This window comes from Bacillus sp. TCT6 (genome assembly GCF_056033845.1).
Genome location: NZ_JBVYHX010000001.1, coordinates 1,343,730 through 1,357,416, shown reverse-complemented (window position 1 = coordinate 1,357,416; position 13,687 = coordinate 1,343,730). Strand labels below are relative to the sequence as shown.

Below are 13,687 nucleotides of genomic sequence, written 5' to 3'. Positions count from 1 at the left end.
CTCCCTTACTGTCCGTTTAGCCATTTTTTAATTACTTTTGCAGTACCTTCTACATGTTCTTTCGTAGCATCCTGCACTTGTTCATCTAACGTTGGTTCTTTCGGTTCTTCTGGTTCAGGTTTTGGCTCTGGCACTATTTTTTCTTCAGGAATTTCCAAGATACTTTCATTACTTGCAGCAACTTCATCTTCTGCTAAGTATTCTTCATATTCCTCTTCTTCTTCTTTCTTTCTCTTACGTCTTGCTAATAAGAACCATACTAGACCACCGATCGCTAATAAGCCGGCTGTAATTCCACCGAATAACCACCAGTTCATGCCACTTTTTTCTGGCTCTTTCTCTTTTTCGACTTTCGGCTGATCGAACTGAACAGTTACAACGTTAACTTGACCATTTATAAAGTTACCGTTCGGATCAGCTTGAAGTCCTGCCGCTGTTCCGATTGCTTCTTTAAAAGTTGTCATATCCATTCTACGTTTTACTAGCGTATCATTATCTACCCATACAACAACATTTGTTTTCGTTAATTCTGGGTGTTTCTTAATTGTTTCAACTGTTTTATCTATTTCATAGTTTTCGATTTTGTTACCATTTTTATTATCATAGACAACTTTACCATTTTGATTATTGTTCGTACCGTAGTTTGGCACTTCACCGTTCGCTGTAATACCAGCACCTTGCTTCGGATCTGCCCCTTCTTGCGCAGTAGAGCTTTCCTCTTGCTCTTGTTTACTACGAAGTACACCTTTATCACCATATTTCTCTGACTGACGTGTAACTTCATCGTAGTTTACAGATACTTTCGTATTCACTTTATATTCATTCGGTTTAAACATCGTCATTAACGTTGCATCAATATCTTGTTTTAATTTACCTTCAAGTTGGTGCTGCATCTCTACTTCTTTCTCATAAGAAGAAGAACTACTAGAATGTGCTTCATCTGTCCCTTTTGAGATAACACCTTTTTTACTATCAATAACGCTTACTTCTTCTGCCTTTACACCAGGAACTGCTGCACTTATCATTTGCTGTATACCTGCAACTTGATCAGCTGTTAACAATTGGCCACGCTTCACCCCAATTGTAATCGCCGCTGTTCCTTTTGCTTTTTCTTCATCAAAAATTGTCTCTTTTTCAGGCAATGTAATTTGAACATTTGCCGTTTCAACTGTCGCAAAGTTTCTTACAATATCTTGCTCCAATTGCTTCTTCGTACCGACAATTTGCTTCATTTTTTTATCTTGCTCACTTGAACCGAGCGAGCTTTCTAATAAAATTTCCTCACCGCTTTTAGAATTAAACGGTAAGCCCATCCCATTCATTTCTTTTCGAACCCATGGAGCATCATTCTTTTGCACACGAATCGAACCATCGGCCGCTAATTGATAATCGACACCTAACTTCGATAATTCTGCTGTAATCTCTTGTTTATCTGTATCATTTAAATTTTGATATACAACAACATATTTATCTGGCAAGGTGAAGTATAAAAGTGCTCCTGTTACAATCGCTAAAAGCGCAGCACCAATTACTAACTTATGCCACGTTTTTAACGATTGGATAACATTTTTCATCTTTTCCATTTAAACACACCCGTCCACTTTCCTAAATTTGCATATTAATTAGTGACTTATAATTTTCAATAAGATTATCACGTACGAGAGCAGCTGTTTTCATTTGAGACTCAGCTTTCTTTTGCTGAATTAAAACGTCATGTGTTTCTCCTACCCCTTTAGTTAGTAAATCATATACTGCTGTTTGCGCATTGTTTTGCGTTTGATTCATATCTTCCAATAAATCAATAAACTTTTTCCCCTCAACTACAGATGTTTGAGAAGTTTTCGGTGCACCAATTGACTGAATTGCTCCAAATGGTTGTGTATGTAACATTGGTTGGATTTTCATATTACTATCTTCCCCCTTATCCTCGGCCGATTTCTAAATCTTTATCAAGCATTTTTTTATTCGCATTTAATACACTCGTATTTGCTTCATACATTTTTTGAGCAACCATAACATTCGTCATTTCAGCAGTTACATCAATATTTGGATAACGTACATATCCTTCTTCATTTGCGTGCGGATGCGTCGGATCATACACTAAATTTTCCGTTTTGTCTGCTTCAATACTTTTTATCTTTACTCCGTTAGTAGGAGCCCCATCTAGCATACTTGCAAAACTATTGTTTGATTCTAGCACCACACTACGACGCTCATATAAATCTGTCCCCGGAGCCGCCGTCGTATTTGCATTTACAATATTGTTAGAAGTAACTTCCATCCACTTTCTCGCTGTCGTTAGCCCTGAGCCACTTGCATTTATTGCCTGAAACATCCGTTGTCTCTCCTTCTACCTTTAACGTCCGCGTGCCGCTTGGTTAATTGCATATTGTGTATTAATTGCGTTAATTGAAATACCGTATAACTGATTTGTTTTCATTAAATCTAGCATTTCTGTCGTTACATCCACACTATTTCCGTCTTTATTCGTTTGCATTGATTTTGTTTGAATCTTTGCATATGTATTTTTCGTATTTACTGTCGGCAAGTGCATTTCATTCGTTTGATATAAATCTGGATTACTCTTTAAATCAGCCGCATTGTTTTTATATAATGCACTACTTTTATTCATCTGCTCAGCAAATGTTACATCTTGTGCTTTATAGCCAGGTGTATTTGCATTTGCAATATTACTAGAAACAGTATTTCGTTTCGTCACTAAATAATTCATATAATGGCTTACATCACTCACTAAATCTGGCATATTCCACACCCTTTCTTTTCTAAATTAATAATCCACTGATAGAAGTTTCACTTCATTATTTATTTTCTTATATGCATTTATTAAAATATTTACTTTTATGTACCCCTACATATTTTATTCCATTTTTCCATTGTTGTCTTTAGAAAAATACAAAAATATAAAAAAGAATGCAAAAAACTGTATACACACAGTAATCTATACAACATTTCAATATACGAACTATAAACTAAAGTCCATTTTTCTATTATTTAGATTACTATTATTTTTCATCACAGTCATAAAATGAAACCTCAATCAGCGGAGTTCTTTATGTAAACGAAGGAATAGACCCCCTTTTAAAAGGGGAATCTGTTTCCAAACGTTATTATTAATATTTACCGTAAAATGAATTAGCCTTCATTCGTCCATCATTTGTCATAATCATTTCTTCCAAAATCTTTTGCTTATCCCGAATATGCTGTGCTGCCTTAATAATAAATGGGCTTACTTCTGCTGCAACTTGCGTACGCGTTTCTTCATCCAATGTCATCATCCAGCGATTTAACATCTCACTCTTCTCAGCAAACTCTCTGTCTGACACTTGCAATTCACCGATTTCATTAAAACAGCTGACAAACGTCCGATAAATATCATTGTTCATTTTCAAGTGCTCCGCGGTAACCGTCTATTAAATCTTGTAACACTTTCACAATTGCATCAATATCTTTCGCTTCACGCGTTACTTTCATCGTTTGAATTTGAATGCTAATCCAATCGTATAAACCATATAAGCTATCATATAAATCTTTCGTAATTTCAGGATTCAATTGAAGTTTTAATTCTTCAAAAATACGTTCTAACTTTTCAAGAAGTGCGTCCCCTTCTTGTAAGTTAAAAGTATGTAAAAGTTCTTCTAAATTACGAAACTCTACAATACATCTTTCATAAATAAAAATTGTATTTTTAATCGGATTACTCGTCATAATATCATTTTGCATATAACGTTGCCATGCTTGCATATGATCACTTCCTCAACTTTCATTAATCATCACTTTTTTGTTTTGTCATTGCTTTAATTGTTTTTAGTTGGCTATCAAGCGCCGCCAATGTACTTTCTAGCTTTTGATACTTCTTCACAATTTCATCTTGCTTTTGCAAGTTTTGCGTCTCAATATCTTTAATCTTTTTATCTAAATCACTTACACGTGAATCAATGTTTTTAACTCTCTCGCCGACTACGCCTTTATCACCGAATAGTTTATCAAGCGGTTCTTCCATCATTTTTCCTAAACCGTTAGAACTAAAGAAAAATTGCTTAGCTGCATCTGGCTTCTCTTTTAATGCTTTCGTTAACTTTTCGTCATCAATTTCCATCGTTCCATCTTGCTTTAATTGAATACCAAATGTGAATAAATAATTACCATCTTGAGAAAATGTTACGACATTGTTCATCGCTTGACGTACACTTTGCATAATAGCTTGACCTTGGAAAGCTCCACCTTTTCCAGCAAAGATATCTACTGTAGAAACAGCTTTATTATAATCAGCTACCATTTTTTTAATAACATTCGATGCATCTGTTACGTTTGAGTCATTTACTGTAAATTTTAGGTCTATACCTTTTGTTTTGGGATCTGTTGTTGTACCAGCATCTGGCGCTCCTTCTACTTTCGGCTCAGTTACCTTTAACAACTCAATTTTTACACCAGGAAGAGCTTCAATTGTATTAGTAGAACTTTCATCTGTAATACCATTAATACTATATTTAGCATTTTGTGCTTCATTGATTGTATTGAGCGCTTTGCCATCCGCGTTAGCTAAACCAATATCTTGAAATAGCGTAGATGTGTTCGCCTCAAACTTAATCTGTCCATCTGTTCCCTCTTTTTTCGAGGTCATGAAAATTTTATTTCCAAGTGTATAAGCTGATACGCCATAATCTCCATCATTAATCTTATTAATTAAATCTTTATATGTCATATCTGTTGTTACTTTTAATTCTTTACCGCCTAGTTTTAATGTTTCATCTTTAGGAAGCTTTGCATTTATATCTTTAATTTCATTAGAAGCTATTTGATGACGTTGCGCGAGCTGTGTAATTGTCATATTAAAAGTTCCTGCAATTGCACCACCATCAGCTTTTACATTAATATAACCGTCTTGTGATGTTGTTACTTTTTTCTCATTCCCTTTAAAAGCCGCTAAGTTTTTAAAAGTTTGTGTGAACGAGCTAAATTCTGATTTCAAACTTGTATATAACAATTTATCATTTGTAAGGTCGTTCTTTTCTTTCGTATACGGTGTCTTTTTCATATCTAACGCATTCATTTCTAATTCAACGAAGTGAGAAGTATCGATCATATTATTTCCAAGATTCCAAATCTGTTGTCTACCACCAATGCCTGTCATCGTTCCTGCCATATTTATCACTCCTTATTGTTTACATATAATCTAAAATACTCGTTTTACTCATCGTACTAACCGCTTTAAGCGTCGCTTCATACGTTGCATTTATATATGCCAAGTCAGAAATTGCGACCGCTAAATCAACATCCTCAATTTCTTTACGGTTTTCTTGAAGCGCTAAGTTTTGCTCGCTTAAAATTGTTTTAAACGTCTCCATTGTGTTCATTGTTGAACCAACTTCAGTTGTACGGTTAATGATGCCATCTAAGTTTTTCTTATTTTCTCCTAGTAACGGTTGTAACGCTTTTTGGTCACCTTTTTGCATCGCTTCGCTCATCTGTTTTAACGTTTTTATAACCGGGGATAATAATGCTTCTCCGTTACGGAATGCCTTTAATTCATAACCGTCATTTAGTTGCCAGTTCACATCATTTTGTCCACCTTGATACGTACCATCTTCTGTAAATGGTGGCTTCTCTGCGCTATCCCCACCGAAAATATAACGACCTTGCTCTTTCGTATTCGCTAAATATACAACTTGTTTTAAAATTTGATCAATCTCTGCACCGATGGCTTTCAATTCTTTTTCACCATTTTGCTCACTTATTGCCCGCAACATTAATTGATCTGCTCTTGTTAAAGATTTAAAAACACCTTGTAAAGTATTTTCAGTTTGTGTTAATACATTTTTAGAATCCGCTAAATCTTTTTGCATTTGTTCAATATTCGCCAACGAATGTTGAATCGCAAATGATTTACTTGCTGCTAGTGGATCTTCACTCATAAGAAGATTTTTCTTCCCTGAAGTTACTTGGTTTCTATGGTATTGTTGTTGCACATTCAAATCCATTAACTGATTCTTTGCCCAGTTTGCATTTTGAAATGTAGATACTCTCATTTCTATCTCCTCCTTATATATTTCCAATCAATTACTATCACTTATCGAATAATCGAAAATAGACTATCAAACACTTCATTCATCGTAGTAATAGCTTTAGAGTTTGCGACGAAGTATTTTTGGAAGGCCATTAAATTTACCATTTCCTCTTCCATATTTACCCCTTCGACGCTCATCTTTTCTTGCTGAATGCCTTCTAATAAGTCCCCATGAATTTTTTGATAACCATTTACTGCACTTTTATCAGATGCAACACGAACTATAAATTGGTCTAATGCTTGTTTATAAGAAAGACCTTCTTTATAATCTCCATCTGTAATTGCTGCTAGTTTATTTGCTGTTTCAGCAGATATTTTCATTTTCGAAATATCTTTTTGGAATTCTGGATTTAACTTCATATCTTTCGCATGATCTCCAACGAAGAAATCTTTTCCCATCACTGTATTCACTTGATTTTTCATCGAACTCATTAAGTCTTCAAGATTTTTTTTATACTCAACAATCTTCGCTTTCGTATCAATCGCTGATTTTATCGCCCCGCTAGTTACGGAGATTTCTGAACCGTAAATCTCAACTGACATTGGGTCTTTTTCTTTATTTAATTGAAGTGGATATGTATCTTGTCCATTTACTGTTAAAACACCATTCATTCTAACACTCGCGATATTAGGATTCATAGATTCATAAGATACTTCTATATTTGCATACTTAGACATCTCTGTAACGATACGATCTCGTTCATCTAAAAGTTGATTCGGCACTTGTGTACCTGCTTGTCCAATTTTATGATTCGCTTCTGCTAAACTAGCAGCAAGACGATTAAATTCATTAACATGCGCTTCAATATCTTCTGCCGTTTGTGCTTCCACTGTATCTAAGTTTTTCGCAAGACGATTCACTTGACTTGTGAACTTCCCAGTTTCAGAAATTAATGTATCGTAGTAGTTTGGTTGTTCTGGATTTTTTGCCACTTCACGAAAGGCATTAAAGAAACCGTCCATTAAACTAGATAATGAATTCTTTCCTGTCGTTCCAACCATAGACTCTACACGTGATAAAGTCGAATTCATGTAGTTATAGTAAGAGAGCTGAGATAATTGATCATTAAACTGCTTCGTCTTTACCTCATCAGTAATACGGTCAACACCTAGCGTTTGTACACCGTAACCAATTCTCTGTTCTGGCGTATGACCATTGCTTGCTCCAACAGATCCGTAATTCACCATTTGACGCACATAACCCGGTGTATGAATGTTAGACAAGTTTTGTTTCGTTGTTTGTAACCCCATTTGAGCCGCTAACATGCCTGATAGCGGTGTATTATAATCAGATAATCTCATAAAGCTTCACTTCTCCTTTACAATAGTTCGTTCATAAAGATTTGCGAATTATTGTTTCGCTCTAAGTTATATTCAGAAACAGAATCCACAATACTTTCTGTAGTTTTTAATAGTACGTTTAAGTAATATTGATTTTTCAAAAGAATCATTTTTACATTCTCTTCTAATCCAATTACGTTTTTTTGTAATTCTTCCATTTTTTCAATTTCTTCTTGAGAAAAATACGAAAATAACGCACTTACACGAAACGATTCAACTCCTTGTTCTTTACAGAAATGAACAACCATTTCTTCAAATGAGCTTGATAACCCTTTTAAACCATCAATGTACTGCAATTGCTCTACTTGTAACTTTTGAACTGCATTTACATTTTTATTTTTTAAATTCTCATATATTTGCTCTCCAAGCGCTTGAATATTTTCATACGCTTTTTGAATAATAACGAGTTTTTCATATAATTGTATGTACATATAGCTTCCTTCCTTTTACAAGACTAAATTCACAATTAAACCATGGATTTCTCCAATTTGATTTAACATTTCTAAATGTCCTGTTTTCGTATTAATTAAATTCATAACATCTTCTAATTCATTCAATCCCATTTCTGCCTGTTTCACAATCGTCATTTTCTGTGAATATCCGTAACGTGGGTGACGAGACATGACATCTTTATACTGCAATACATTATCAACGTAAAAATTCAAAAATGATTTTACTGTATTTTTGTATTCCATTACATTATCAAGCGTTAATTCCATTTCAATTTTCTCTTTAATTTCTCCAATATTATCGACAAACGCTTCCATTTGTTCTAGCAATTTATCTTTTTTCGGATCTGCATGCAAATTATCCGAAAATGCAAGTCCTGTCCTGACATTTGCTTCTTTCGGCATTTGAGTAGCAGGCGGTATATGCGATAAAATTGGATTATGCGAGATAGAACGTAGCATATATATCACCTATTTATTTTTTTATTTCTTCCTAAACTTAATCGTAAAATCCAGTTATTTATAATTATACTCTGAACAGTAATATTTTGCAGTTATTTTTTATAAAAGATATGTTACAATTTAGCATGAGGTGGCACAATTCTATGAATATTTTCCTTTGTGGTTCAAATCAATTAACAGCATTAGATCAAGAAGAAATTAAAAAATTTTTAACTGACTATGCTCACAAACATAAAATTTACATATTATGTTATAAATCTATTGAAAATGAGGTTCTTCGTTTTTTCGTTGAGAATGAAAGACTCGCTCAAAATTTATGCCTTTACACGCTGCAACCATTGCAAGCAATAACAGATGAATTTCAAGAAGTCGTTGATTACTTAAAAAAACACGGAGCCGAATATGTTGCTTTCGATCATCCTTCTGACTCCATTTACCGATCAGATTATATGTTTTTTGTTAAACAAATTATTGAAGACACTGATTTAGTTCTCTGTTTTTATAATGGGGACAAACATACATCTGTCATCCCTGTCGATGTTGCAAAAGAAGCAGGTATTGATGCTGTCATTTATGATTTACCAGGATTACATGAAAAGCAAGTGAAAAAAAGCTTTGAACAAAAAATTCGTATGATGTAAAGGGGGCGGCACAATATCATTATTGTGCCCATTGTAAATATGATAATTGAACAAGATTATGATCATTTTATCGCGAGTTTTAAACAACAATTCAATATGGATATCGCTTCGTATAAGCAAGATAGAATGCGCCGTAGAATCGATGCTTTCATTTCGAGAAAAGGCTTTGAAAACTACACTAATTTTTTAAACAAATTACGTGCTGATCAAAATTTATTTTTAAATTTTATTGACTATATTACAATTAACGTTTCAGAGTTTTTTAGAAATAAAGAACGATGGCAAACTTTAGAGTCGAAAGCACTACCTAAATTACTCGAACAAAATAGCGGAAAATTAAAGGTATGGAGTGCCGCTTGCGCTGCTGGTGAAGAACCGTATACACTTTCTTTAATTTTATCAAAGCATCTAGCTCCATTTCGTTTTGAAATTCAAGCAACAGATCTTGATTTTCATATTTTAGAAACTGCAAAACGCGGTCAATATACAGAACGTTCGTTAAAGGAATTACCTAATGATTTGAAAGAACGTCATTTCACAAAAGAGAATGATCTATATTCATTGCATCAAAACATTAAACAAAACGTTACGTTCAAACAGCACGACCTTTTAATGCAGTCATTCGATACAAATTATGATTTGATTATTTGTCGCAACGTAATGATTTATTTTACCGAAGAAGCAAGAGTAAAACTTTATGAAAAATTTAGTCGTTCTTTACGAAAAGGCGGCGTACTATTTGTTGGTAGTACGGAACAAATTTTAACACCCGAACGTTACAATCTTCAGCGGTTCGATACATTCTTCTACGAAAAAATATAAAAAGGTCGTCAGAATAGAGTGACGACCTTTTTACATAACTCGAATTAAAATAATACCGACAATCCATATAAAGAGAAAAAGAAACGTCATAGACCATTTATGTTCTTGCATCGTTTGTTTTAACGCCTGTGACAATTGTGTCATGTTCATTTCCGCAAGCGCTCTCCATACACTTACATCCCGATCTTTAGCAATGCGGTCTGTAACGCTAATTAAAATTGTTTCGTTAGACAATTTCGTTATATAAGCAGTAATAACCGTTACCATCAAATTTATATTTCCTTCTGAAGAATCACTTTCCACTCTAGAAATAAGTGCGCTCACATCTAGTAACGGAATATGTACTTTTCTACCAAATGATAGTTGTACTTCAGCGAAATCATATGTTCCATCTAACAAAGGAAGGTCTTTTATATGCGCCTGCTTAACAAGCCCTTGTAGGCTTCTAATTACTTGTTCAAATATTTTTTCTGTTTGCTTACCTTCTCCAGATAACGTATGTAGCTTTTTAAAAAGTTGTAACACTGTATCCATCTCTTTAGAAAGCATTTCCTTCATAATCTTTCCATCACTTAAACTTGCAAGTAAAATACCTATTTCATTATTTTTCGAAATAATTTTAGACTGTCCAGTAAACACTAAATTGCTACGCTTTCGTTCTTTCTGAATTTCATGCTCCGAAATAGCTGCAGGCTGTTTTAATGGTTGTAGCGTCTTATCTTCAATTGTCGTACGTTTAATCTCCATTTAAGCGCCTCCACTACTATGAAATAATTAGCCCCATTCTTTATTACTCTTTAAAACTAAAAACAGTACGAATAAACCTGACATGATAGTAAACACATCCGAAGCTTGTGCTCCCTGTTCACCTTTTTCTTCTTTCTTGTCTTTTGATTCTTCTTTTTGTTCTTTCTTTTTAGAGGCAACTTGTTTGTTATTTTTCTCTTTTTGGTCCTTCGCCTTATGTACTTCCTTGTTGTCTTCGAACGGCTCTTTTATGACGTAAGTAAATTCCTCTTGCTCTTTCAACGGTTCTTTTATAAACTTATTTACTTTCTCATCTTGCTTCGGAATTTGAACAACTGGTAATTTTTCTTCTGGAAGTGGGTTTTTGACTTTCAAATCCTCTTGCTTCTCATTTTCTTTCTTATCTTCTAATTCATTTTCTAGTTTATTATCTAATTTATCTTCTTTCTCTTTCTCTTTCTCTTCTATCTTTTTGTCATCTTCGTTTTTTGGCGCCAAAATAGAAATGGTATATTCACTTTCCTCAACAAGTTTATTACCTGCTGCATCTATTATCTCTACATGTAATTCGTATGGCCCAGCTGGCAATTCTTCTGTTATTTCAAATACTTTTTGCCAATCCATATCATACTTGTTGTAGTCTAATAAAAACGAAAGTTCTTTATTTTCTTTCCCTTTTAATGTAACGCGCACTTCTTTTACAGCCGATTCTATATCTGACGCTTTTACTCGTATATGTATAGAATCTCCCTGTTTTCGTTCGACTAAGTTCTCTTTTACTTCATCAATTGTAACTTTCTGTAACTTTGGCAATTCTTTATCTATAGTTGGCGTTTCATTTTTAATACGAATGAGCGGGACTTTCACTTCATTTTTTACGATTTCTTCTTTCTCATTCTCTTTGTAACTTTGAACGAGCTGGAGATTCCAATCACCTTGCAAATCAAAATCCTCTGCTTTATAGTTAGCAACCCAGCTCTTCGTTTCTTCATCATACTCAAAAGATAGTATTCTTTCTTGCGCATATTGCTCGCCATTTTTTTGTAACTGCAATATACCTTTCATGCTTTGAATGTTTTTCCCATTTGGTTCTACAGCAATTCGCACTTCTTCGCCAACTTTAAGCTCCGGCTTATCTACTGTAACAATTCCTTGTTCCGTTTCTATCTTTCTTTCACCCAATTGTTTATTTACTACTTCTTGTTGTTCTACTTCTTGTTGTTTTACTTCTTTTTGTTCTACTTCTTTTTGTTTCTCTTCATCTTGCTTCGTTTCCACTTGCTCTGACGATTCTTGAGATTCCTTATTTTCTTCTTGTACATTCACTTCATTTATTTTTTGATCTGACTCAATTTGTTCCTCAGCCTGACTTTGCAAGGGGAAGAACAAGCATACATGTATGCATAGCCAACTCATTAGAAAAAACTTTACGTTTTTCATCTACTAGTTCAAACTCCTATTTCAATGCCTTATAGTGATTTCGTCACTTTTACTCCGAAAAATCCATCTACATTTACAAGTTCACCATACGCCACTAATACATCATTTACATAAATACGAATCGGTTCATCAATATCCTCATCTAGTACAACTGCTTCATTTTCTTGTAAACTTAATATATCTTGAATTGTTTTCACTGTACTTCCAAATACAAATTTCACGTTCATTTCTACATTTTGTAGAATGGACGTGTCCATATATACTGGCTCCATTTGTTTTACTTCTTTAAATTCAATAGGTTGCACAACTGGTTCTACAATTTTTTCTTCTTCAATTTCTTCTGTTGCAATCTCTTCTTCTTCCACCATTGGATACAGAAGTCGCCTTACCATTTCTTTCGCTTCAGAAATCGGCAAAATTTGATACATTTTCGATTGAAGCAGATCGCCAATTTCAAGATTGAACGTAATTTGAACGAGTTCGTCCACTTCCATTGACTCTCCCAAATACTCCATTTCTTCTTTTAACGTTACAAATTTAACATTTGGCGGCGTCATGTCCATTTTTTCTTGGAACATTTCTGACATCGCCGTAGCAGCGTGCCCCATCATTTGGTTCATAATTTCTTTAATACCGCTCAGTTCTAATTCAGTAAGCTCTTTTTCCGGATCAACTTCCCCTGTTCCCATCATCATTAAATCTACCATTGTTAAGGCGACATCTTTCGTAAATACGAATACATTCTCATTCTTTAGCCCTTCAACAAAGTCAACATTTAAAATAACAAATGGCACTGGTACTCCATCATAATGACGAACATTGATTGCTTCCACATTTGGTGTACTAATTGTAACTGGCTGATTTAAAAGCGTTGACAATACTGTTGAAGCGGAACCAATTGAAATATTTGCAATTTCACCAAGCACATCTTTCTCTTCTTGTGTTAAATGCTCTTTTTCAACTTCTTCTACAATCTCAGTTTCCACTACTTCTGCTGTCTCGTCTTTTTCTTCTACTCCACCAGATAATTGCATTAATTTATTTACCATTTGTTTCGCATGCTCAACAGAAACAATTTGTACAAGTTTAGAGTTTACAAGATTATCTATCTTTAAATCAAACGACACTTTAACAATCGTATGATTTCCATCGATTTCAGAGATTTTCTCCATTTCTTCTGATAACTTTACAACTTTAATCGTCGGCGGAGACATATCTACTGTATCTTGGAAGAATTCCGACATAGATGTAGCTGCGAATCCCATCATTTGATTCATCGCTTCTTGTACAGCACTTAGCTCTAATTCACCAAGTTCTTTTCCGTCCTCCACCTCGCCTGTTCCCATCATCATTAAATCAGCAATAGACAATGCAACATCTTGCTTAAGGACAAGAAGGTTTTCCATATCTAATCCTTTTGTAAAGTGAATGTTTAATACAACATGTGGAACTTCGACATCTCTTGAATCATATAAATCTACCAACTCTATGCGAGGAGCAGTAATGCTTACTTGCCTATTTAAAATTGTTGATAATACAGTCGAAGCTGAACCAAATGATATATTTGCAATTTCGCCAAGAATATCGCATTCTTGAGGCGTTAAATGCTCATTTTCTTTTTCTAGCACAATCGTGCTCGTATCCCCTTTTGTGTGTTGCTCAGGCATTTTCCCTGCCTCCTCATTTCTGTTTTTCTATCA

General features: G+C 34.3%; 16 protein-coding genes. 2 read left to right on the top strand and 14 right to left on the bottom strand.

Annotated elements, in window-relative coordinates:
• Positions 1-5: 5 nt before the first annotated feature.
• The 11 genes from fliF to AC0ONG_RS06885 all read right to left on the bottom strand — a co-directional run bounded on the left by fliF (position 6) and on the right by AC0ONG_RS06885 (position 8,337).
• Positions 6-1,583 (bottom strand): flagellar basal-body MS-ring/collar protein FliF, encoded by a 1,578-nt coding sequence (gene fliF, locus AC0ONG_RS06935; RefSeq protein ID WP_086397926.1) that lies wholly within the window; start codon positions 1,581-1,583, stop codon positions 6-8.
• 22 nt (positions 1,584-1,605) lie between these two features.
• A complete protein-coding gene (fliE, locus tag AC0ONG_RS06930) occupies positions 1,606-1,905 on the bottom strand; it encodes a flagellar hook-basal body complex protein FliE (RefSeq protein WP_000701672.1) in 300 nt (99 codons plus the stop codon).
• Between the two features lie 16 nt (positions 1,906-1,921).
• Positions 1,922-2,335: a flagellar basal body rod protein FlgC gene (gene flgC, locus AC0ONG_RS06925; RefSeq protein WP_000484685.1), complete on the bottom strand. Its 414-nt coding sequence runs from the start codon at positions 2,333-2,335 to the stop codon at positions 1,922-1,924.
• 21 nt (positions 2,336-2,356) lie between these two features.
• Entirely contained in the window at positions 2,357-2,764 is a 408-nt protein-coding gene (gene flgB, locus AC0ONG_RS06920; protein ID WP_016077909.1) for a flagellar basal body rod protein FlgB, read from the bottom strand.
• A gap of 367 nt (positions 2,765-3,131) precedes the next feature.
• Entirely contained in the window at positions 3,132-3,404 is a 273-nt protein-coding gene (locus AC0ONG_RS06915) for a hypothetical protein (RefSeq protein WP_001058090.1), read from the bottom strand.
• Complete coding sequence (locus AC0ONG_RS06910; RefSeq protein WP_016077910.1) at positions 3,394-3,762, bottom strand: flagellar export chaperone FliS; 369 nt, start codon at positions 3,760-3,762, stop codon at positions 3,394-3,396. Before AC0ONG_RS06910 ends, AC0ONG_RS06915 begins: the two co-directional genes overlap by 11 nt.
• Positions 3,763-3,784: 22 nt before the next feature.
• Complete coding sequence (locus AC0ONG_RS06905; protein ID WP_016077911.1) at positions 3,785-5,164, bottom strand: flagellar hook-associated protein 2; 1,380 nt, start codon at positions 5,162-5,164, stop codon at positions 3,785-3,787.
• Between the two features lie 19 nt (positions 5,165-5,183).
• Positions 5,184-6,047: a flagellar hook-associated protein 3 gene (locus tag AC0ONG_RS06900; RefSeq protein WP_105434182.1), complete on the bottom strand. Its 864-nt coding sequence runs from the start codon at positions 6,045-6,047 to the stop codon at positions 5,184-5,186.
• A 41-nt stretch (positions 6,048-6,088) separates the two neighbouring features.
• Entirely contained in the window at positions 6,089-7,387 is a 1,299-nt protein-coding gene (gene flgK / locus AC0ONG_RS06895; protein ID WP_136996993.1) for a flagellar hook-associated protein FlgK, read from the bottom strand.
• Between the two features lie 17 nt (positions 7,388-7,404).
• On the bottom strand, positions 7,405-7,857 hold the full coding sequence (locus tag AC0ONG_RS06890; protein WP_098506782.1) for a hypothetical protein: 453 nt from the start codon (positions 7,855-7,857) through the stop codon (positions 7,405-7,407).
• 15 nt (positions 7,858-7,872) lie between these two features.
• A complete protein-coding gene (locus AC0ONG_RS06885; RefSeq protein WP_000946323.1) occupies positions 7,873-8,337 on the bottom strand; it encodes a YaaR family protein in 465 nt (154 codons plus the stop codon).
• 143 nt (positions 8,338-8,480) lie between these two features.
• Here AC0ONG_RS06885 and AC0ONG_RS06880 point away from each other — a divergent pair, with 143 nt between their 5' ends.
• The gene (locus tag AC0ONG_RS06880) at positions 8,481-8,978 is read left to right on the top strand and encodes a flagellar motor switch protein FliG (protein ID WP_136996995.1); all 498 of its coding nucleotides are present in this window, start codon (positions 8,481-8,483) and stop codon (positions 8,976-8,978) included.
• Positions 8,979-9,017: 39 nt separating this feature from the next.
• Positions 9,018-9,800 (top strand): protein-glutamate O-methyltransferase CheR, encoded by a 783-nt coding sequence (gene cheR, locus AC0ONG_RS06875; RefSeq protein WP_044783890.1) that lies wholly within the window; start codon positions 9,018-9,020, stop codon positions 9,798-9,800.
• Between the two features lie 30 nt (positions 9,801-9,830).
• Here the strand turns inward: cheR and AC0ONG_RS06870 are convergent, their stop codons facing one another.
• Genes AC0ONG_RS06870 through AC0ONG_RS06860 form a run of 3 tightly spaced genes read right to left on the bottom strand, consistent with a single transcriptional unit; the run spans position 9,831 to position 13,654 of the window.
• Positions 9,831-10,547 (bottom strand): hypothetical protein, encoded by a 717-nt coding sequence (locus AC0ONG_RS06870; RefSeq protein WP_000403964.1) that lies wholly within the window; start codon positions 10,545-10,547, stop codon positions 9,831-9,833.
• 27 nt (positions 10,548-10,574) lie between these two features.
• Positions 10,575-11,987: a transglycosylase gene (locus tag AC0ONG_RS06865; protein WP_136996996.1), complete on the bottom strand. Its 1,413-nt coding sequence runs from the start codon at positions 11,985-11,987 to the stop codon at positions 10,575-10,577.
• A 29-nt stretch (positions 11,988-12,016) separates the two neighbouring features.
• Entirely contained in the window at positions 12,017-13,654 is a 1,638-nt protein-coding gene (locus tag AC0ONG_RS06860; protein ID WP_001115006.1) for a flagellar motor switch protein, read from the bottom strand.
• Positions 13,655-13,687: the final 33 nt, after the last annotated feature.

Coding starts and splice junctions, on each gene's coding strand:
- fliF (WP_086397926.1), bottom strand. CDS start 1,583: ATGGAAAAGATGAAAAATGTTATCCAATCGTTAAAAACGTGGCATAAG.
- fliE (WP_000701672.1), bottom strand. CDS start 1,905: ATGAAAATCCAACCAATGTTACATACACAACCATTTGGAGCAATTCAG.
- flgC (WP_000484685.1), bottom strand. CDS start 2,335: ATGTTTCAGGCAATAAATGCAAGTGGCTCAGGGCTAACGACAGCGAGA.
- flgB (WP_016077909.1), bottom strand. CDS start 2,764: ATGCCAGATTTAGTGAGTGATGTAAGCCATTATATGAATTATTTAGTG.
- AC0ONG_RS06915 (WP_001058090.1), bottom strand. CDS start 3,404: ATGAACAATGATATTTATCGGACGTTTGTCAGCTGTTTTAATGAAATC.
- AC0ONG_RS06910 (WP_016077910.1), bottom strand. CDS start 3,762: ATGCAAGCATGGCAACGTTATATGCAAAATGATATTATGACGAGTAAT.
- AC0ONG_RS06905 (WP_016077911.1), bottom strand. CDS start 5,164: ATGGCAGGAACGATGACAGGCATTGGTGGTAGACAACAGATTTGGAAT.
- AC0ONG_RS06900 (WP_105434182.1), bottom strand. CDS start 6,047: ATGAGAGTATCTACATTTCAAAATGCAAACTGGGCAAAGAATCAGTTA.
- flgK (WP_136996993.1), bottom strand. CDS start 7,387: ATGAGATTATCTGATTATAATACACCGCTATCAGGCATGTTAGCGGCT.
- AC0ONG_RS06890 (WP_098506782.1), bottom strand. CDS start 7,857: ATGTACATACAATTATATGAAAAACTCGTTATTATTCAAAAAGCGTAT.
- AC0ONG_RS06885 (WP_000946323.1), bottom strand. CDS start 8,337: ATGCTACGTTCTATCTCGCATAATCCAATTTTATCGCATATACCGCCT.
- AC0ONG_RS06880 (WP_136996995.1), top strand. CDS start 8,481: ATGAATATTTTCCTTTGTGGTTCAAATCAATTAACAGCATTAGATCAA.
- cheR (WP_044783890.1), top strand. CDS start 9,018: ATGATAATTGAACAAGATTATGATCATTTTATCGCGAGTTTTAAACAA.
- AC0ONG_RS06870 (WP_000403964.1), bottom strand. CDS start 10,547: ATGGAGATTAAACGTACGACAATTGAAGATAAGACGCTACAACCATTA.
- AC0ONG_RS06865 (WP_136996996.1), bottom strand. CDS start 11,987: ATGAAAAACGTAAAGTTTTTTCTAATGAGTTGGCTATGCATACATGTA.
- AC0ONG_RS06860 (WP_001115006.1), bottom strand. CDS start 13,654: ATGCCTGAGCAACACACAAAAGGGGATACGAGCACGATTGTGCTAGAA.